The organism is Rhizobium sp. 768_B6_N1_8, from assembly GCF_051811225.1.
Lineage (GTDB): Bacteria > Pseudomonadota > Alphaproteobacteria > Rhizobiales > Rhizobiaceae > Rhizobium.
Map to the genome: position 1 here is coordinate 1,116,469 of NZ_JBPWPV010000002.1, position 19,619 is coordinate 1,136,087.

Genomic DNA, 19,619 nt, shown 5'->3' on the forward strand with positions numbered 1-19,619 from the left:
TGAACATGCACACACATCCTGCCGCTTCGGCGCAGACCATTCTCTCCGTCCAGGGCCTCGCCAAGCATTTCGAGATGCATCATCTCAAACGCACGCTGCACGCCTTCGACAAGGTCGATTTCGAACTCCGCGAAGGTGAATTCATCCTGCTGACCGGCGAAAACGGCGCCGGCAAATCGACGCTCTTGCGCACGCTCTACCGTTCCTACGTACCGCGCGCCGGCCACGCCTATTATCATACGCGCGAAGGTGTCATCGATCTGACAGTCGCAGCCGACGTCGATATCGCCCTTTTGCGCAAGCGGGAGATCGGCTTCGTGACGCAGTTCCTGCAGGCCCGTCCGCGCGTGGCGGCCGAAGAACTGGTCGCCGAGCCGCTGCGCCTTGCCGGCCAGCCTTACGACGAGGCGATTGAACAGGCGCGCCGTTGGCTTTCCGCCTTCGGCGTCAAGCCGGGACTGTGGGCCGCTTATCCCTCTACCTTCTCCGGCGGCGAGCAGCAAAAGGTCAATCTGGCGCGCGCCCTCATCCTGCCGCAGCGGCTCCTCTTTCTCGACGAGCCGACTGCCTCGCTCGACAAGAATGCGCGCCGCGCACTCGTTGCCCGCCTTGCCGAGCTGAAGGCTGCAGGCGTGGCAATGATCGGCGTCTTTCACCACCCCGACGATGTCGCGGATCTCATCGACCGCGAAATCAGCCTTCAAACCCGACAGATCCAGGATGGAGCAGAGAATGTGGCTGAGTGATTTCGAAATCGTGCTGCGCGATAGGGTCATACCGCGCGGCGCTGTCAGGATTAAAGATGGCATTATCGCCGACATCAGAGAAGAGCCGGCGGCTGGGGCCGATATTTCCGGCGATGGCAGGCTGCTGCTTCCAGGTTTCATCGACATGCATGGCGATATGATCGAGCGTGAGATCGAGCCGCGGCCGAATGTGCGCTTTCCGCTGGAACTCGGCATTTTCGAACTCGACAAGAAGCTTGCCGGCAATGGCATCACCACCGCCTATGCGGCGCTGTCCTTCCATGCCAATAGCAGCTATGGCCACATTCGCTCGGAAGAGCATTCGCGCTCGATCATCCAGACGCTGGTCGAACTCCGGAAGAACGATCTCCTGATCGACCACAGGGTTCACGCACGCTTCGAAATCACCTTCACCCATGCCCGCGCCGTCATCGAAGACCTGCTGCGGGCCGGCGCCCTCGATCTCGTCTCGCTGATGGACCACACGCCGGGCCAGGGCCAGTACCGCGATGTCGAACGCCATATCGAGACGATCGCGCGCAACAACAAGATCAGTCTCGAACAGGCTGCCCAGCGTGTTCAGCAACGCATGGAAAACCGCGCCCAGAACAATGACGCGGTCGACAATCTGCAGGGCATCGCCGCCACCGCGCGCGACCATGGCGTCATCATCGCCTCCCATGATGACGACAGCGTAGAGAAGGTCGCAATCGTGGAGGGACTTGGTGCGCGCATCAGCGAGTTTCCTGTGACGATGGCGGCTGCACAGGAGGCCCGCAAGTTCGGGCTGGCAACGGCCATGGGTGCACCGAATGCGCTTCGCGGGCTTTCCTATTCAGGCAATCTTTCTGCCCGTGAGGCCTATGAACGCGGCGTTCTCGACATCCTGGCGAGCGATTACCATCCCTCCGCCATGCTGCCGGCTGCCATCGCACTTGCGGAAGCCGGATCGGGCGGACTGCCGGCTTCTGTGGCGCTGGTCAGCGCCAATCCCGCCAAGGCGCTTGGGCTGACAGATCGCGGCGCGATCGAAGTTGGACTACGTGCCGATCTCGTCATCGCCGAGCATGGCCGCCTTCCGCGGGTGCGGGCCACTTTCTGCCGGGGCAGGCAGGTCTATTCGGATGGAATTGTCCTGCGATTCCAAAAGGCTGCATAAGAAGCCTCCAGCCGAAAAGCGCCAGGGGCTGCTATTGAACAAAATACATCCGGATTTTCCGGATGTATTACCTGATAAAAACAACGTAACTATCGGCAAATATTGAACAATTACTTAATAAAAGTGTCATACTGAAATGCTATATTTCATTTCATCGACTGGTATTTAAGTACAATTCAGTTTCGTCTCTGACGCTTCTGGCAAGCGGAGGTCTTCCGGTGCTTGAACTTCATTCCCTCAAGAAGAAATTCGGCCAAACACAGGCGGTCGACGACGTAACTCTATCGATCCACGCCGGGCAGATGGTCGGCATTATCGGACGCAGCGGCGCCGGCAAATCGACATTGCTCCGGCTGATCAACCGTCTGCTCGACCCGACATCCGGCACGATCATGTTCGAGGGCAAGGATATTACCAAGCTGCGCGGCCGCGAGTTGCGTCTGTGGCGCGCCTCCTGCGCCATGGTGTTCCAACAGTTCAATCTGGTTGAGCGCATGGATGTGCTGACCAATGTGCTGATCGGCCATGTTGCCCAACACGGCTTCCTCTCATCCATGCTGCGCCGCTTCACGGATGAAGAAAAGGAAATGGCGATCCGCGCACTCGATCGGCTCGACCTCGTGCCGCAGGCGCTGCAACGGGCGGGCACGTTGTCGGGCGGCCAGCAGCAACGTGTCGCCATCGCAAAGGCGCTGGTTCAAAACCCGAAGATCATGCTTGCCGACGAGCCGATCGCGTCGCTCGACCCGGCCAATGCGACACGCGTCATGGAGGCGCTGCGCAAGATCAATCGCGAGGATGGCATTACCGTACTCGTCAATCTGCATACGCTCGATACTGCCCGCAACTATTGCGAACGCATTATCGCCATGCGGGCCGGGCGGGTGCGTTTTGACGGCGCGCCGGCAGATCTGACCCAGGAACGGGTCCGCGAAATCTACGGCACGGAGGATTTCGACGCAGAGATCGACGAGGCCGTGACATCCACCTCATTCAACGCCGGTCGAACCGCAAAAGAGAAGGTCTACCAGGCGGTATGAGTTTCGCCCGCGGTTCTGCCAGGCCGCGGGCTTCTTTTTGCAACAGGAGAGTTGGAATGAAAAACGTCCTCATGCTTGCGGCCGTGACGGCCACGCTTGCCCTGTCCAGCCAGGCCCATGCCGACGGTTGGAAAGACCAGTACAAGACGATCCGCCTCGGCGTTCTCTCGGGCGAGAACGAGAAGGACCGCATCGCACGCCGCGTCGGCTTCCAGCAATATCTGGAAAAGGAACTCGGCGTGAAGGTCGAGATCTTCACCGCCGGCAATTATGACGGCGTCATCCAGGCGCTCGCCTCCGACCAGATCGAATTCGCCTTCCTCGGCTCCTCCGCCTATGCGGCCGCCTATACCGAAACCAATGGCGGCGTGGAACCACTGCTCGCGGGCCAGGAACAGGACGGCTCGACCGGCTACTATTCTGTCATCACCGTTCGCTGCGACTCCGGCTACAAGTCGGTCGACGACCTGAAGGGCAAGGTTCTCGCCTTCGCCGATCCGGATTCCACCTCCGGCTACGCCGTGCCTTACTATAACCTCGTCAAGCAGGGCTACGATCCGAAGACCTTTTTCTCGGCCATTCCCTTCTCCGGCGCTCACGAAACCGGCGTCATGGCCGTCGCCAACAAGCAGTTCGATGCTGCCGCGACCTATGTCAACAACGACATCAGCGGCATCCCGCAGCGCATGGAGTCGAAGGGCATGATCCCGAAGGGTGAGGTCTGCCGTATCTGGCAGTCGCCTGAGATCACCAACGGCCCCTTCACCACCCGCACCAACCTGCCCGCCGACATGATCGCTGAGGTCAAGGCAGCGGTAAAGGCAACGCCGGAGAAGGCACCCGATGCCTTCAAGGAAATGAGCGGCGGCGATAACTCCACCTCCAAAGGCTATGTCGAAGTCGATCATCAGCGCTATCAGTGGATCGTCGACATGCGCGACTGGCTGAAGAAGCAGCGCCGTAACGGCTGACATCCCTCATCCACGCCAAGCAACGGGAGCGCCGCGCCCTCCGGCGCTCTCACGACCGGGATCAGACATGACGACAGCATCAGCTTCCATCACCATCCGCCAGTTCGAGGCGGAATATCGCAGTATCCGCAGCCGCGCCAAAACCGTGCAACTCGTTTCGGTCATGCTCTTTGCCGTCGCGGTTTTGCTGACGGCCTGGACGGGCGGCTTCTTTGACATGACCGAGGTCAATCTGCCCTCGGGCGAGCGTATCACGACCTGGAAACTATGGGCTTCCCTGCCCCGGCTCGGCGAATATCTCTACAAGACACTGCCGCATTTGCGCCTCGAGACGCTCGGTTCCGATCTCGCCGAATGGTTCTGGCGCTGGCCGGTCTGGCTGGAGCTGCTCGGCGAAACGATCCTGATCGCCTATGTCGCAACGTTTTTCGGTGTCGTCGGCGCCTTTATCCTGAGCTTCCCCGCCGCCCGCAACCTCAGTCCCAACAGCTTTCTGCTGATCGCCTCCCGCCGTTATCTCGAGGTTATCCGCACGGTTCCCGATATCGTCTGGGCGCTGATCTACGTCTTCTGCTTCGGCGTCGGCCCACTTGCCGGCGTGCTGGCGATCTCGACGCATGCGACGGGTTCGCTCGGCAAGCTCTATTCCGAGGTCAACGAGAATATCGACATGCGGCCGCTGGAAGGCGTCAAAGCTTCGGGCGGCAACTGGTTTCAGCAGATGCGTTATGGCGTCGTGCCGCAGGTCATCCCGAACATCATCAGTTACACGCTCCTGCGCTTCGAGATCAATGTACGCTCGTCTTCGATCATCGGCTATGTCGGCGCCGGCGGCCTTGGACAGGAGATCCGCACCGCCATGTCGCTTCAGGAATACACCGATCTATCGGCGCTCTTCGTCATCATTCTCGTCACTGTCGTGATCATCGATTTCCTGAGTGAGAAGCTGCGCCACCGCATCATCGGCATCGAAAGCCGGAGTATCTGAGACATGGCCGACACCTCCTCCCTTTCCGGACTGCGGCAACGCGTGCCGGGCGCATTTTCGGTCCCGCCGCGCGTACGGCTGATGCGCTATACCGGTTCGATAGCCCTTATCCTGCCACTCATTGCCGGCCTCTATCTCTTCGACTTTTCGCCGGCGCGCATCCTGAACGGCCTGTCGCGGCTCGGCATGATCTTCTCCTTCATGTTCCCGCCTTATATCTGGACGACCTGGCAGGAATGGAACGATGTGCTCGTCGGCCTCGGCCAGACGATTTCTATGGCGTTCCTGGGAACGCTGCTTGGTGCGGTGGTCGCCTTTCCGCTCGCCTTTCTCGGTGCCAAGAACATCATGCCGCTCGGCTGGGTGCGGCTGTCGACCCGCCGAGGTTTCGATGCGCTGCGCGCAGTGGAACAGATCGTACTCGCACTGATCTTCATCCGCGCCTTCGGCCTTGGTCCGCTCCCGGGCGTCTTCGCCATCGCCGTCTCGGAAATCGGCACATTCGCCAAGCTTTTTTCGGAAGCAATCGAAAATACCTCGCGCAAACCCGTCGATGGTGTTCTCGCGTCGGGCGGCGGACCGCTGCAGACGATCCGCCTTGCCATCATGCCGCAGGCCATGCCGGTGATCCTGTCGATCATGCTCTACAATTTCGAATCCAACACCCGCTCAGGCACCATTCTCGGCATTGTCGGCGCCGGCGGAATCGGGTTTCTGCTTGCGGACCGCATTGCCGCCTATCGCTGGCCGGAAGCCTGGACGATCATCTTCCTGATCGTCGCCGTCGTTTATGTTATCGATCTTTCCTCCGCCTGGCTGCGCGGTAAGATCATCGGCAAGAATGACAGCGCACGCTAAGCGGCGGAAGAGCGCGGCAAGGGAGACGGAATGGCAAGGATAATGGTGGTCGGCAATGCCAATGTCGACCGAATCTGGCGGCTCGACCGACCGCTGGTGCCCGGCGGGAGGCTCGCCTGCCAATCGATTGAGGAGCGCTATGGCGGCGGCGGCTTCAATACCGGCCTGGTCCTGCTCGATCGCGGCCATGAGGTGATACTCGTCACCAGTCTTCACGACGATGATCGAGGGCGCACCTATCTGAAGGATCTCGGCAAACGTGGCTTCAACACCGATTTCGTTGGCCTCGTGCCCGGAAAGACTGCAGCTGTCGACATCCTTGTCGACCCCAGCGGCGAACGCACCATCATCGCGCCTGCTGGCCGCCGCAGGCCTGGTATCGAAGCCCTGCCGCCGATCGATGCTTCGCTCGTCTACCTCAATGCACGGACGATGAGCCAGGCCGCCCTGCGGCAATTGGATGATTTCGACCAGGTGGTTTCGCAATATCCGCTCTCGGCTGAACGCCGGCCGGCCAATGTTCTGATCGCTTCGCGCTCGGACGTGAAAGGAGCGGCGCAAACCGCCTGGCAGGCAGCTGCTGAAATCGCCGCGCCACGGCTTGAAACCCTCGTGCTGACGAGCGGTATGCAACCCATCGAGATCGTCAGCCGGCAAGATTCGATCATCGTCGAGTTACCGCCAGCAGCCCCGGTGCGCGATACGACGGGAGCGGGGGATTATTTCGCTGGTGGTTACATCGATGCCATCATCGGAGGTCTTGACGCCGGCGCCGCAGCGCTGGCTGCCTGCAAGGTGGCGGCTTCGTACCTCGCCGCCTCCAGAAATCACGGCTCTTGAAAGACAGCGCTGCAAGCCTCACCTGATATTTCCATTGTTCACCTGTCGAACGACAGCCCTTTGCCTCCAGCAGTCGCTGCCGGTCCTCAACGTCGACGCCTCACGCGTCGGAGGAGATTTCATGGGATTCATTGATCGTGACATTCAGCCGTCGTCAGACGCCGGGCTGCTGGATGCCTATTCCGAAACGGTGTCAAATACCGTCGATATGGTCGGCCCGGCAGTCAGCCGCATCGAGCGCATCGGCGGACGGGCGGGGCATGGTTCCGGCTTCGCCATCTCGCCCGACGGTCTCATCGTCACCAACAATCACGTCGTCGGCGATGCAAAGGCCGTCACCATCAAGACGCCTGATGGTGCAGTCGTAGAAGGCCGGGTGCTCGGCCGGGATGAAGACACCGACCTTGCGCTGATCCGGGCCAACGACTGGTCCGGCGCCTGGGCGCAGCTTGCCGACTCGAAGAAGCTGAAGCGCGGGCATATCGCTGTTGCCATCGGCAATCCGCTTGGCTTCGAATGGACTGTCACAGCGGGCGTCGTTTCCGCTCTCGGACGCTCGATGCGCGCCGCGAGCGGTCGCCTGATGGAAGATATCATCCAGACCGACGCGGCGCTTAACCCCGGCAATTCAGGCGGTCCGCTGGTCTCTTCGTCAGGTGAGGTCATTGGCGTCAACACCGCGGTCATCCAGGGCGCGCAGAGTATTGCCTTTGCGGTCGCATCGAATACCGCCAAGCACGTCGTGTCTGAAATCCTGCGCTTCGGCGAGGTCCGCCGCGGATATATCGGCATCGCAGCCGATACGGTCGATCTGCATCGGCGTATTGCGCTTGAGGCCGGCGTTCCCCAACGGACAACAGTCCGCCTGCGCCGCGTCGAAGACGATGGTCCTGCCGCCAGGGCCGGCCTTCGCGAGGGTGATTATCTGCTCGCAATCGCCGGCCATCCGGTGTCGGGGATAGACGACGTCGTCCGGCTATTGGATGGGTCGACGATCGATGCCGATGTCGATGTGCTGATTTTCTCCATCGCAGGGCGGATCGAACAACGCACCGTTCGCCCCGCAAAAAGAATACATTAGCATCTGCGGTAGCCGGATAGAGAAGAGAACGAAGTCGAGGCTCGCCTTCGTTCTCCAGTGGCGGCAATCGCTCCGCTGCCTTATGCGACCAGGCTCTGCGCCTCGATCTCGGCGATGAACGCGGCAACCGTCTCGCCGATGATTTCAGGATGATCTTCCTGCAGGTAGTGCAGGCCTTTGCCCAGCTTGATCAGCCGGCAATTACGCAGACGTTTTGCAAAATCCTCGGCAAAGGCGGTCGGAATGAGGGCGCCGGGATCGCCAGCGAAGAGAAGCTTCGGATAGTTCGATACCGCCAGAGCCTCGTGCGCCTTTTCCATGATCGCATAGACATCTGCCGGTTCGCCGGCGATCGGCAGCTCATTTGGAAATTGCCAGGTCGGCCGGCGCGAGGCCGGTGTCGGAAACGGCGCTCGATAGACGGCCATCTCCTCCTCGCTGAATTGACGGTGCGTTGCCCCCGGCAGTACGCCTTCAACGAAGATATTGTCCTGGAGAACGAGCGCCTCCCCCTCTCCCGGCGTGCGGAATCTGCGAAAAATCTCACGCTCGTCGCTGTTCTGCAGAAATTCGTCCCAGGTCGGGATCGGTCTGATGAACTCCATGAAGGCCAAGCCTCGGACGAAATCGGGACGACGGGCGGCGAGATGGAGCGCCAGCCCGCTTCCCCAATCCTGGGCGACGAGATAGGCCGACTTGATGCCCATCTTCGCTATGAAGGCGTCGACGTAGCGCACATGGTCTTCGAATCGATAGGCAATATCCGGCTTGCCGGATTGGCCGAAGCCGATCAAGTCCGGAGCGATACAATGGGCGGCATCTGCGACATGCGGAATGATGTTGCGCCAGATATAAGACGAAGTGGGATTGCCATGCAGAAGGAGGGCGACAGGGCCGTCCGTTCTGCCGGCCTCGCGATATGCCATTTCGGAATCGAGCACCGGCACGCGCGGCAGACTGATATCATGTCTCATGGCTGTGATCCTTGAACACGGTGGCAAAGACGATCTTCTTGAACCGCTCCAGGGGCTGGGCATCCCGCGATACTTTCATGCGCAGGATCGCGCCTTCCCATGAAGCAAGGAGGAATTCGGCCAGATCTTCCGGACTGATCGCATCATCGATCTCCCCGGAGGCCTGTCCTTCGGCAATGCAAGCCGTAAATGGCGCGCTCCATTCGCCAAAAATTTCCGATAGCCGCGTGCGCAGCGTCTCGCTCTGCGGGGCCGCCTCCAGGCTGAGATCGCCGATGAGGCAGCCGCGGCTGAAACCATCGGCAGCCAGACGGCCGGTGATGATATCGAGATATTTCTCGATGCGCTGGCGTGGTCTCAGCCCCGCATCCCCAAGCGCCGTCTCGATGGCGCACTGAAGATCCTGAAAGTAGAGATCCAGCACCTCCTTCGTGAATTCCTCTTTGGAACGGAAGTGGTTCGTGAACGAACCCTGTGGCACGCCCGCTTCGGCGACGATGTCGCGGACCCCCGCGCCAATGTAACCCTTGCGGAACATGACCTTTCGGCCGGCTTCGAGAATTGAGTTTCGATGTGAATGTTTTGCCATACGCATTACAATACGTACGACCGTATTAATGTCAAGACTGAGATCGTTTTGCGACGCAATCGGAGCCAGACAGGTAGAAAAACTTAAAAAAATAAGGCACCCGCCAAACGGCGGGTGCCCTACTCATCGCTCTCAGCGATGACAGATTGCAATCACCTTACAGGGACCCGGGTGCCCCCGAGGCCGCAGCAAGCAGACCAAGCAGTGGCGACGGCTCATCAGAGAACACGTCATAGATACAGGGGGCTGCAAAAACCGCTGCTCCCAGAATGAAGATAATGATCCTTTTCATCGAAGCCTCCGTGGATGCAGCCAGCTGCACCCAAATTGCGCCGGGATGTTTAGACGAGATTGAGCTCGACATTGATGTTGCCGCGCGTCGCCTTCGAATAAGGGCAGGTCTGGTGGGCTTCCTCTATCAGCGTGCGGGCGACTTCAGGCTCCAGACCCGGCAGGCTGATGTTCAACCGGGCCTGCAGGAAATAGGCATCGCCGGTCATGCCGAGATCAACTTCAGCGTCAACAGCAGTATCGGCGGGAAGCCTCAGCTTGCGCTTGCCGGCAGCAAGGCCCATCGCCCCGATGAAGCAGGCCGACCAGCCGGCTGCAAAGAGCTGTTCAGGATTGGTGCCTGCATGGGCGCTGCCCGGAGGCGAAAGCTTTACATCGAGCTGCGCATCGCTGCTGCGGGCGGCGCCGTCGCGGCCGCCGGTGGTGTGGGTCTTGCCGGTGTAGAGAACCTTTTCAATCGTCGTCATGAGAGCACTCCTTGGTTTCGTGTCGCAACCTGCGACATCTGGTGACGGAGTGGTTTTGACGGGCTGACGTATCCCGTATGTTTCCAAAATCGGCCGAACTGTATCAAAGCGTAGCGCCGGTCTATCTGGACATTTTCGCATACAAATGCAGCGAAAAATTCAATTGGCGCGGATCGTCACTTCGGCCGCGAGACCACCGCCCTCGCGGTTGTAGAGCCGCACCGAGCCGCCGATTGCGGCTGCCAATTGCTGGGCAATGGCAAGGCCAAGGCCTGTGCCGCCAGTCTCGCGATTACGCGACTGTTCCAGCCGGAAGAAGGGTTGCATGGCGGCTTCGAGCATGGCGTCCGGAATGCCAGGGCCGCGGTCCATCACGGTGATGGCGATCGCCTCCTCGCCTTTCCGCTCAACGCTGATTTCGGCTGCACCTGCGAATTTCAGCGCATTGTCGACGAAGTTCGTGAGAATGCGACGAAGCGCATGCGGTTTTGTCGATGCAATGCCCTGCACGAGGCCGACGACGCTGACGGCCTTGTCCATGTCCTGATAGTCATAGGCGATGCTGTCGATGAAGGACGAGAGGTCGATGCGGGAAAACTTCTCGCCATTGCCATGGGCGCTGCGGGCATAAGCGATCCCATCCTGCACGAGACGTTCGATCTCACCGAGATCGCGCACCAGCTTGTCCTTCTCGGGGGAATCATCGGTCATATCGGCGCGCAGCCGCATGCGGGTGATCGGCGTCTGCAGGTCGTGCGAGATCGCAGCCAGAATCTGCACTCTCTCTTCGAGATAATGCGCGATTCTCTCGCGCATGGCATTAAAGGCGCGCGCCGCATGCGCAACTTCGCTCGGGCCACGCTCGCTAAGCGGCGGACCTTTCTTGTTGGGATCGAGTGCGTCGGCCGCAGCCGCAAGAGCCCCGAGCGGCCGGATTGCCTGGCGCACGGCAAACCAGGTGCAAAGCACCAGCAGCACCATCTGGATAGCAAGCACATAGGGCAACCATGCCGCAATCGGCATCGGAGGCCGCGGCGTGATGTCGATCGTCAGCGGACTTCCGTCACTCAGCGTCAGATGTGCCTGCAGCCGGCTGATATCGCCCGGAATGGATTCCATGCGGATCGGATAGGTGCCGCCGATCGCCTCTTCGATCCTGCCGCCGATTTCCCTGCCCTTGCTGGAATTGTCGGGCACACCGGGCAGACCCGGCCCAAGTTCGAAACGATAGTTGCCGCGGCTGAGACGATCGAGCAGGTCGCTGCGCTGATCCGCCGGCAGGCGGTCGAGAACGGCGATCGAGGTCGCGACATCACTTTCCAACGTGCCGAGCATGACGGCCTTGGCCGACATGGAACGCTCAACGAAGAGGACTGTGAAGGACAGGCCATAGGCAATCGCCAGGCCCGCCAGCAGAATGAAGAAAAGACGAGCCCGCAGCGTGCTCGGCCAAAACCCGGAGCGAAGAGCAGCCCCCACGCTCATGACCTGGCCTCTTCAATCTCCACCGGAACGGAAAAGACGTAACCTTCGCTGCGCACCGTCTTGATATAGGTCGGCTCGCGGGCATCATCCCCCAGTCGCTGCCGAACGCGGCTGACCAGCAGGTCGATGGAGCGGTCGAAGAGTTCCGCATCGCGGCCCTGCGTGAGGTTCAGCAGTTGGTCACGGTTGAGCACCCGCTGCGGATGGTCGATGAAGACGCGCAGCAGCCGATATTCGGCGCCGCTCAGCGCAATCTCGGTTCCTTGCCTGTCGAGAAGATGCCGGCCGACCGTATCCAGGCGCCAGTCGCCGAAGCGAAGCCACTGCCCTGCCTCCGAAATCTGCAGGTTTGGCGGCAGGGCGCGGGTTCGGCGCAAGACGGCCTTGATGCGTGCCAGCAATTCGCGCGCGGCAAAAGGTTTCGGCAAATAGTCGTCAGCGCCCATCTCCAACCCGATGATGCGATCCATCTCGTCGCTGCGGGCTGTCAGCATCAGGATCGGCGTTGCCTTATGCTTACCCGCACGCAGCTCACGACAGAGCACGAGCCCGTCATCGCCCGGCATCATGACATCGAGCACAATGAGATCGACCGTATTGCCTTCGAGAAAGCTGCGCATCTGGCGGCCATCGGCGGCGACTGACGTCCGAAGCCCGTTCTTCTTCAGATAGCTCGAAACCAGTTCGCGGATTTCACGATCGTCATCGACGATCAGGATGTGGTCGACGTGCTCCATGTCGGGACTTTCGGATCCTCTATCTGTTGGCGCGCAGCAGAATTGTTATCTCTGATGCAGACTCGCTGCTTACTGTTTTGACTCTGAATTGGCTGCCGCGAAACAGGGAATTCCGTTCGCGGCAGCCGAGGCAGGCTTTAGAAGCGATCGACATCTAGAATGGCCTGGGCAAAGGCCTGCGGTGCTTCTTGCGGCAGGTTATGGCCGATACCGCCAGTGATGTTGCGATGCTCATACCTGCCGGTGAACTTTTTGGCGTAGGCCGAAGGCTCCGGATGCGGCGCGCCATTGGCGTCGCCTTCCATGGTGATGGTCGGTACGGTGATGACGGGGAAGGCAGCGAGCTTCTTTTCCAACGCGTCATATTTCTTTTCGCCATTGGCGAGGCCAAGCCGCCAGCGGTAGTTGTGGATGGTGATCGCGACATGGTCGGGGTTTTCGAAGGCTTTGGCGGAGCGGTCGAAAGTCGCGTCATCAAATTTCCACTGCGGCGAAGCAAGCTTCCAAATCAGCTTTGCGAAATCATGCCGGTTGGCCTCATACCCCTCGCGGCCGCGTTCAGTGGCGAAGTAGAACTGATACCACCAGGACAGCTCGGCCTGCGGCGGAAGCGGCTTCTTGTTCGTCTCCTGACTGCCGATCAGATAGCCGCTGACCGAGACCAAGCCCTTGCAGCGTTCCGGCCAGACAGCGGCCAGGATGTCCGCGGTGCGGCCGCCCCAGTCATAACCGCCGATCACGGCGCGCTCGATGTCAAGCGCATCCATGAAGGCGATGATATCGGTGGCGATGGCAGCCTGCTGACCGTTGCGCGGTGTCTTTGCGGAGAGGAATTCGGTTGAGCCATAGCCGCGCAGATAGGGGATCAGTACCCGATAGCCGGCATCGGCGAGCGCAGGCGCGACATCGACGAAGCTGTAGATGTCGTAGGGCCAGCCATGAAGAAGGAGCACAACCGGGCCATTTGCGGGACCGGCTTCAGCGTAGCCAACATTAAGTACGCCAGCCTTGACCTGCTTCAGCGGTGCAAAGGACGTGTGCGAGCCTGCCGTGACGGCGGGCGCGGTGACCTGTGATTGGGCACCGGCGGCGCTGGTCAGGCCGAATTCGACCGCCGCCATGGTCATGGCCGCAACACCGAAAAAACGACGACGCTGAAGATTGATTTCGCTGGACATTGGCTCTCTCCGTTTCAAGTTGATGGCAGGGAGAAAACAGCTCGCATGTATCCCCGATGTTTCGGGTATCCGCTTCAATTGCATGCGGATGTAGCATCCGGCCTTCCAGATACGTTCTGATACAATTGGCTGCCTTCTCAATCGAAAATCCGTTGGATGAGGAAATCACGAAGCACCACGGCATTGTTGTGCTCGTCATCGCTGGTGGCATAAAGCAGCGTGACGGTGCCTTTCCTTATGAAATCGGTCACGGGCTTCAGCTCTTCCTCTTTATGCTCAAGCTCTGCAGTGTAGCGCCGGCGGAACTCCTCCCAGCGAGAGGGCTCATGATTGAACCAGTGGCGCAACTCGGTGCTTGGCGCGACATCCTTTAGCCAGGCAGTCAGTGCAGCACGCTCCTTGCTGAGACCGCGCGGCCAGATGCGATCGACCAGCAGCCGGGCGCCATCCGCATCCGCCTTGGCCGCATAGACCCGCTTGAGCTTTATCGTCTCAGCTCTGGCTGTCATCTGATCCTCCTCATTCACCGATCATCCCTCTTCTTGCGGGATCCCGGCCGGGCGAAGCGCTGATGCATGGAAGATAGCGCAGCCCTCATCGGAGCGCTTCCTACACTTCGGTACATATTGCCGGGAAACCAGACACATCCGAGATACATCGCCCCGGCCAGATAGCCGCGTTGCTGGTCGGGCTGCATCGCCGTCCAGAGCCCGATCACCCGGTTTCAAAGGAAACGATGATGACGCTTCTTATCATTGCCTATCTCGGAGGGGCGCTGACCATATTCAGCCCCTGCATCCTTCCCATCCTGCCCTTCGTCTTCGCCCGCGCCGGACAGCCATTCGTGCGCAGCACGCTGCCCATGCTGATCGGCATGGCCGCCACCTTCGCGTTGGTGGCCACACTTGCCGCCGTTGGCGGCAGCTGGGCGATCAACGCCAATGAATATGGCCGCCTTGCCGCGCTGACCTTGCTTGCCGTCTTCGGCGTCGGTCTTCTTTCGCCGCGTGTCGCAAGCTTCATCACCCAGCCGGTCGTCGATTTCGGCAACCGCCTGCTGAACGCTTCCGGCAAGACCGGTGCTGCGCCGACTGTGGCAAGCGCGCTCGTTCTCGGCGTTGCAACCGGACTGCTCTGGGCGCCCTGCGCCGGGCCGATCCTCGGTCTCGTGCTGACGGGTGCGGCACTTCAGGGCGCCAACCTGCAGACGACATTCCTGCTGCTCGCCTATGCCGCCGGTGCCGCCACTTCGCTGGCTATCGCCCTCTCCGTCGGCGGAAAGATCTTTGCCGGCATGAAGAAGTCGCTCGGCGTCAGCGAGCGCATTCGTCAGGGCCTCGGCGCTGCCGTGCTTGCAGGTGTCGCCGTTATCGCACTCGGTCTCGACACCGGCCTGCTTTCGCAGCTTTCCTACGCCAGCACCGCATCTTTCGAGCAGGCCGTTCTCGACAGGGTGAATGTGAAGCCAACAGATGGAGGATCGTCCGAAGTCGCGAGCAACGACAAGACGATCGGTCTTGCCGATGCGAAGAAACCTTTCCGCAGCGATCTGCCGGTCGAAGGGCCTGCGCCATCGCTGGACGGAGCCGTCGAATGGCTGAACACGCCGCCGCTGACGACGGAACAGCTTCGTGGCAAGGTCGTGCTCGTCGATTTCTGGACCTATTCCTGCATCAACTGCATCCGCACTATCCCCTATGTCCGCGCCTGGGCGGAAAAATATAAAGACCAGGGCCTGGTCGTGATCGGCGTGCATGCCCCGGAATTTGCCTTCGAAAAGAAGATCGACAATGTCAAAAATGCCATTGGCGACTTCAACATCGGCTATCCGGTTGCAATCGACAACGACTACAAGATCTGGCGCGCCTTCGATAACAGCTACTGGCCGGCCCATTATCTGATCGATGCCAAGGGCCAGATCCGCGAACATCACTTCGGCGAAGGCAACTACCGACAGACTGAGCAGGCGATCCAGGACCTGTTGCGCGAAGCCGGCAGCGAGATGGCAACAAGCGCACCGGTCGTGCCGGATGCGAAAGGTGCCGAGGTGAGCCCGGACCTGAAGGACATCGGCTCTGGCGAGACCTATATCGGCTATAAGCAGGCCACCGGCTTTGCGTCCAATGAGAGCATGCGTGCCGATGCCACCAAGGACTATTCGGTCAAGCAGCCGGGTCTCAACCAGTGGGGTCTTGCGGGCAAATGGACTGTCGGTGCCGAAGAGGCGACCCTGGATCAGGCAGGCGGCGGCATCGCCTACCGCTTCAGCGCCCGCGATCTACATCTCGTTCTTGGCCCAAGTACTGACGGCAAACCGATCCGCTTCCAGGTGACGGTCGACGGCAAGGCGCCGGGTGCCGACCACGGCAGCGATATCGATGCCGATGGAAACGGCACGGTGACCTCGACCAAACTCTACCAGCTCGTGCGCCAGTCCGGCGCGGTGGAAGCACGCAACTTCGAGATCCATTTCCTCGATCCCGGCGTCCAGGCCTACGCCTTCACATTCGGCTGAACATTCCTTCTCTCGTTTAACTTGAACAACAGGAGCAATCACCATGAAACGTAAGTATTTTTCTACCATCGCCTTTGCCTTCGCCACCAGCGTCATCGCTTTTGCTGCCCAGGCGGCCGAGGTGAAAAACATCGTCGTCGTCCACGGCGCACTCGCCGATGGCTCCGGCTGGCGCCAGGCAACCGAAATCCTCGAGCGCCGCGGCTTCAACGTCACCATCGTCCAGGAGCCGATCACCTCGCTTGCCGATGATGTCGCCGCCACCAACCGGGTGCTGGACTTGCAGGACGGCCCGACCCTGCTCGTCGGGCACAGCTATGGCGGCATGGTGATCACCGAAGCCGGCAACAGTCCCAATGTCGTGGGCCTGGTCTATGTCGCGGCCTTCCAGCCGGACAAGGGTGAAAGCCTCATCAGCCTGGCGAGTTCCAAGCCGGCTGGCGGCATGAATATTCGTGAGACAAAGGACGGAAAATACCTCTATCTCGATCCGGCCGCCTTCGCGAACGACTTCGCCGCCGACCTGCCGAAGGACGAGGCCGCGTTCCTAGCGAAATCGCAGGTCTTCGCCTCCAAGGAGGCCTTCTCGGCCAAGGTCGGGGATCCCGCCTGGAAGACTAAAAAGAGCTGGACGATCGTCGCCACCGAAGACCGTTCGATCAATCCCGACCTCGAACGTGACATGGCAAAGCGGGCCGGCAGCACGGTGGCGGAGATCAAGGCAAGCCACGCCGTCTTCGCGTCTCAACCGGAGAAGGTTGCCGATGTGATCGCGAAGGCTGCCGAGGCAGCCGGCAAGTAATCAGATCAAAAGCGGTGACCGGAGCCGGTGGATCACTCCGCCGGCTCATTTTCCGTGAACGTTTCCTTCATCGCCTTGATGATGACGACGGCCGATGCCGCGCCCGGATCGATGTGGCCAAGGGATCGTTCGCCGAGGCGGGCGGCACGGCCGCGCGTGGCAACCATCGAACGGGTCGAGCGTGCGCCGGCGTCTGCGGCTTCAAGAATGCCGTTCCACATGTCCAAGACTGTCACCTGTCTGTCGCGGGCAGCAGCAGCCGCCTCTGTTGCCGGGATCCAGGCATCCAGCATCGTCTTATCACCGCGCTGCCCCTTGCCGCGGTCCCGGATACCCGATGTCATAGCCTCGACAATTGCAGCCTGAGCGGCGATCGAAAGCGTCTCGTCCCGCTTCAGAGCCTGCGCCGCCTTGCGGAAGGCCGTGGCATAGAGCGGGCCGGTCGATGCGCCAACGGCATCGAGAAAGGCGGATGCGGCAAGCGAAAAGACCTCTGATGGCAATATCTTATCGAGATCGTGTTTCGCCAGTTCGCCATTCACCGCCTGGAAGCCGAGCGACATGGTAATGCCGTGGTCGGCATCGCCGATCGCGCCATCCAGATCGGAGAGATGATCCTTCTCAGCCGAAATCGCCACGGATATCCGGTGAAACATCCTGCTGAGGCGGCGGGCCGCGTTTGCCGACATGCGTATCCTCCCAATTCATGCAGCCCAGCCCCCTGGGATGCTTTTATGCTTTTATGCTTTTCAGTTTACGACCCTCAGAAACGCCGTATCGCAGGGGTGATGCAGCAGATCCGTCAATTCCTGGTCGAGATGCAGGATCGATATGGATGCGCCGACCATATCGAGCGATGTGCAATAATGCCCCACCCAGTTCGCTTCGATCTTGATCCCCTTCGCGCTCAGGCGCTGCTCCACCCTTCGGTAGAGAATATAGAGCTCCATCAGCGGCGTGCCGCCGAACGAGTTGACGAGAACGGCGACGCGGTCCCCCGCCACCGGTTTCATCTCCGAAAATATGCGATCCATGACGACATCGACCACGCCGTCGGCGCTCATCATCTTTTCGCGCATCACGCCCGGTTCGCCGTGAATGCCCATGCCGATTTCCATATCGTCGGGACCGATCTCGAAATTGTGGCGACGCGTCTGCGGCAACGAACAGGGCTCCAGCGCAACACCCATCGTGAACGTACGGTCATTGGCTTTTCGCGTTGCTGCCTCGCAAGCATTCAGCGACAGGCCGCGATCGCAGGCCGCACCGGCAATCTTGAAAATGAAGAAATTGCCGGCAACACCGCGGCGTCCATCCCGATCCTCCAAAGGCGAGGAGGAGATATCGTCGGTCGTCACCACGGTGCGGACTTCGATATTGTCCTCTGCCGCCATTTCGGCAGCCATCTCGAAATTCATGACGTCGCCGGCGTAATTGCCGTAGACGAAGAGCACGCCGTCCCCGCCCGACGCTGCCTTGGCGCATTGCAGGATCGGCCCCGGAGGCGGCGAGGAAAAGATATTCCCGACCGCGACAGCGTCAGCGAGCCCCTTGCCGACATAACCGAGGAACGCCGGCTCATGGCCGGTGCCGCCGCCGACGACCAGTCCAACCTTGCCAGCCCGCGGGCCCGCGCGGGCAACGAGAGCGCGGTTGGAGCCGTCGACCGGGCGGAGGTAATTCGCATGCGCTTTGACGACACCCTCGAGCATTTCCTCGACGACATCATCAGGATTGTTCAGGAACTTCTTGATGTGGGTGCGAGCGCCGTTCAGCGGCGCCGACACCTCGCTTTCCGCGCGCGGACGCTGGGAGAGCTTTTGGGCGATCTCGGTGACGCCATCAGCATTCAGGATGCCGCGGCCGGTGGCTGCATCGGTGATCAGCACATTGACATAGCCGCCGCGCAGCGCGGCGAGGATCGCCGGCACCTTGTCGAACCCGCCGGCAACAGCAATGCGCATGTTGATCTTCTTCAGGAGGTCAAGCGAAATGCCGACGGTCCGGTCGTCCAGCGGACCGGCGACGGGCCGTCCGTGGCCGTCGATGAAGCGTCCGGCAACGACACCGGTCGCGTCCTTCGCCAGATAGTCCTGCAACGATACCGACTCAAAAAAGCCGCTGGTGTGGATAGTGGAATTCGGCCGCATGGAGGCGATGCCGAAAATCACCCTGTTTGCCCGCGAAAGCGCCTCAAACTGCTGATCGATCAAAGGTTCGCGCATCAGCATGTTACGCAATTCGGCGCTGGAAACGATGGCAGGCGCAGAAATGTTGATAAGCCGGCCATCGACCGCGTCGGCAAAGGCCGCGGCACAAAGTTCCGGCGTGTAGGCGAAGGTTGCGCTCGTCCCACCTGTCGCCTGCACGATGGTCATGTCCTGCAGTCCCGAAATGGCGGCCTGCTCGCCAACCGCCATGATGGTGCGGCCCCAAACGACCGCCATTGTATCCCCGGATTTCAACAGTTTCTGCAGCGCCTGCGCGCCGGCTGCGCCAAGCCGTTCGATCAGCGGCCGGGCATTGTCGTCGCTCGGTACGACAAGACAGTCATGCAGACCGAAATGCCGCTTCAGTTCCTGGGCGATGGTGAGAGAACTCAGGCGCGAGGGTTCGATGGAAATATTGACGATGCCGCGGGCGCGCGCATCGGCGAGGTAACTGTTCACCGTGGCGCGTGAAATGCCCATGGTTTCGGCGATATCGCCTTGGGTCATGCCATCTTCGTAGTAGAGCCAGCATGCCCACACATAGGGATCGTCGCCGTAGCGCAGCGGGATTGGTTCAGCCGCGATATCAGCCGTAGTGTTCTTTCGTGCCGATGATGTCTTAGCCGTCATCCTGCCTGGTTCCCCTCGTCTGCAATCGACGGCGAAGATGAGCGCAAAAGCTGCAGTT

19 protein-coding genes are annotated in these 19,619 nt (G+C 60.5%); 10 read left to right on the forward strand and 9 right to left on the reverse strand.

Going from position 1 to position 19,619, the window contains the following annotated elements; genetic code table 11:
- The first annotated feature begins 5 nt into the window (after positions 1-5).
- The 8 genes from AB8B33_RS29500 to AB8B33_RS29535 all read left to right on the forward strand — a co-directional run bounded on the left by AB8B33_RS29500 (position 6) and on the right by AB8B33_RS29535 (position 7,683).
- Positions 6-746 (forward strand): phosphonate C-P lyase system protein PhnL, encoded by a 741-nt coding sequence (locus AB8B33_RS29500; RefSeq protein ID WP_439018886.1) that lies wholly within the window; start codon positions 6-8, stop codon positions 744-746.
- Positions 733-1,905: an alpha-D-ribose 1-methylphosphonate 5-triphosphate diphosphatase gene (locus AB8B33_RS29505; RefSeq protein ID WP_439018082.1), complete on the forward strand. Its 1,173-nt coding sequence runs from the start codon at positions 733-735 to the stop codon at positions 1,903-1,905. Before AB8B33_RS29500 ends, AB8B33_RS29505 begins: the two co-directional genes overlap by 14 nt.
- Positions 1,906-2,123: 218 nt before the next feature.
- Entirely contained in the window at positions 2,124-2,945 is an 822-nt protein-coding gene (phnC, locus tag AB8B33_RS29510; RefSeq protein WP_439018083.1) for a phosphonate ABC transporter ATP-binding protein, read from the forward strand.
- Between the two features lie 56 nt (positions 2,946-3,001).
- Positions 3,002-3,916, forward strand: coding sequence for a phosphonate ABC transporter substrate-binding protein (gene phnD / locus AB8B33_RS29515; protein WP_439018084.1), 915 nt, complete (start codon positions 3,002-3,004; stop codon positions 3,914-3,916).
- A gap of 67 nt (positions 3,917-3,983) precedes the next feature.
- The gene (gene phnE / locus AB8B33_RS29520; RefSeq protein WP_439018085.1) at positions 3,984-4,904 is read left to right on the forward strand and encodes a phosphonate ABC transporter, permease protein PhnE; all 921 of its coding nucleotides are present in this window, start codon (positions 3,984-3,986) and stop codon (positions 4,902-4,904) included.
- Between the two features lie 3 nt (positions 4,905-4,907).
- A complete protein-coding gene (phnE, locus tag AB8B33_RS29525; protein WP_439018087.1) occupies positions 4,908-5,762 on the forward strand; it encodes a phosphonate ABC transporter, permease protein PhnE in 855 nt (284 codons plus the stop codon).
- A 30-nt stretch (positions 5,763-5,792) separates the two neighbouring features.
- Positions 5,793-6,602 (forward strand): PfkB family carbohydrate kinase, encoded by an 810-nt coding sequence (locus AB8B33_RS29530; protein WP_439018089.1) that lies wholly within the window; start codon positions 5,793-5,795, stop codon positions 6,600-6,602.
- A gap of 121 nt (positions 6,603-6,723) precedes the next feature.
- Entirely contained in the window at positions 6,724-7,683 is a 960-nt protein-coding gene (locus AB8B33_RS29535) for a trypsin-like peptidase domain-containing protein (RefSeq protein WP_037098700.1), read from the forward strand.
- A gap of 80 nt (positions 7,684-7,763) precedes the next feature.
- On the opposite strand, the gene AB8B33_RS29540 is transcribed toward AB8B33_RS29535, so the two are convergent.
- The 7 genes from AB8B33_RS29540 to AB8B33_RS29570 form a co-directional block, all read right to left on the reverse strand.
- Positions 7,764-8,657, reverse strand: a complete 894-nt coding sequence (locus AB8B33_RS29540) for a haloalkane dehalogenase (protein ID WP_439018091.1) — start codon at positions 8,655-8,657, stop codon at positions 7,764-7,766.
- Positions 8,647-9,246, reverse strand: coding sequence for a TetR/AcrR family transcriptional regulator (locus AB8B33_RS29545; protein ID WP_310382100.1), 600 nt, complete (start codon positions 9,244-9,246; stop codon positions 8,647-8,649). The genes AB8B33_RS29540 and AB8B33_RS29545 overlap by 11 nt, the downstream gene beginning before the upstream one ends.
- 341 nt (positions 9,247-9,587) lie before the next feature.
- The gene (locus AB8B33_RS29550; protein WP_113320380.1) at positions 9,588-10,004 is read right to left on the reverse strand and encodes an organic hydroperoxide resistance protein; all 417 of its coding nucleotides are present in this window, start codon (positions 10,002-10,004) and stop codon (positions 9,588-9,590) included.
- Between the two features lie 159 nt (positions 10,005-10,163).
- Complete coding sequence (locus AB8B33_RS29555) at positions 10,164-11,489, reverse strand: ATP-binding protein (RefSeq protein WP_439018092.1); 1,326 nt, start codon at positions 11,487-11,489, stop codon at positions 10,164-10,166.
- Positions 11,486-12,226, reverse strand: coding sequence for a response regulator (locus AB8B33_RS29560; RefSeq protein ID WP_007826946.1), 741 nt, complete (start codon positions 12,224-12,226; stop codon positions 11,486-11,488). Before AB8B33_RS29560 ends, AB8B33_RS29555 begins: the two co-directional genes overlap by 4 nt.
- Before the next feature lie 137 nt (positions 12,227-12,363).
- Positions 12,364-13,404: an alpha/beta fold hydrolase gene (locus tag AB8B33_RS29565; protein ID WP_113320382.1), complete on the reverse strand. Its 1,041-nt coding sequence runs from the start codon at positions 13,402-13,404 to the stop codon at positions 12,364-12,366.
- 137 nt (positions 13,405-13,541) lie between these two features.
- Positions 13,542-13,913 carry a DUF488 domain-containing protein gene (locus tag AB8B33_RS29570; RefSeq protein WP_439018093.1) on the reverse strand — a complete coding sequence of 124 codons (372 nt, stop codon included), beginning with the start codon at positions 13,911-13,913 and terminating at the stop codon, positions 13,542-13,544.
- A gap of 230 nt (positions 13,914-14,143) precedes the next feature.
- On the opposite strand from AB8B33_RS29570, the gene AB8B33_RS29575 reads away from it, so the two are divergent.
- Positions 14,144-15,919: a cytochrome c biogenesis protein DipZ gene (locus AB8B33_RS29575; protein WP_439018094.1), complete on the forward strand. Its 1,776-nt coding sequence runs from the start codon at positions 14,144-14,146 to the stop codon at positions 15,917-15,919.
- Between the two features lie 43 nt (positions 15,920-15,962).
- Positions 15,963-16,721, forward strand: coding sequence for an alpha/beta fold hydrolase (locus AB8B33_RS29580; RefSeq protein ID WP_439018095.1), 759 nt, complete (start codon positions 15,963-15,965; stop codon positions 16,719-16,721).
- Positions 16,722-16,753: 32 nt separating this feature from the next.
- On the opposite strand, the gene dhaL is transcribed toward AB8B33_RS29580, so the two are convergent.
- Positions 16,754-17,410 (reverse strand): dihydroxyacetone kinase subunit DhaL, encoded by a 657-nt coding sequence (dhaL, locus tag AB8B33_RS29585; RefSeq protein ID WP_439018096.1) that lies wholly within the window; start codon positions 17,408-17,410, stop codon positions 16,754-16,756.
- Positions 17,411-17,470: 60 nt separating this feature from the next.
- Positions 17,471-19,561, reverse strand: a complete 2,091-nt coding sequence (locus AB8B33_RS29590; RefSeq protein ID WP_439018097.1) for a bifunctional sugar-binding transcriptional regulator/dihydroxyacetone kinase subunit DhaK — start codon at positions 19,559-19,561, stop codon at positions 17,471-17,473.
- Positions 19,562-19,619: the final 58 nt, after the last annotated feature.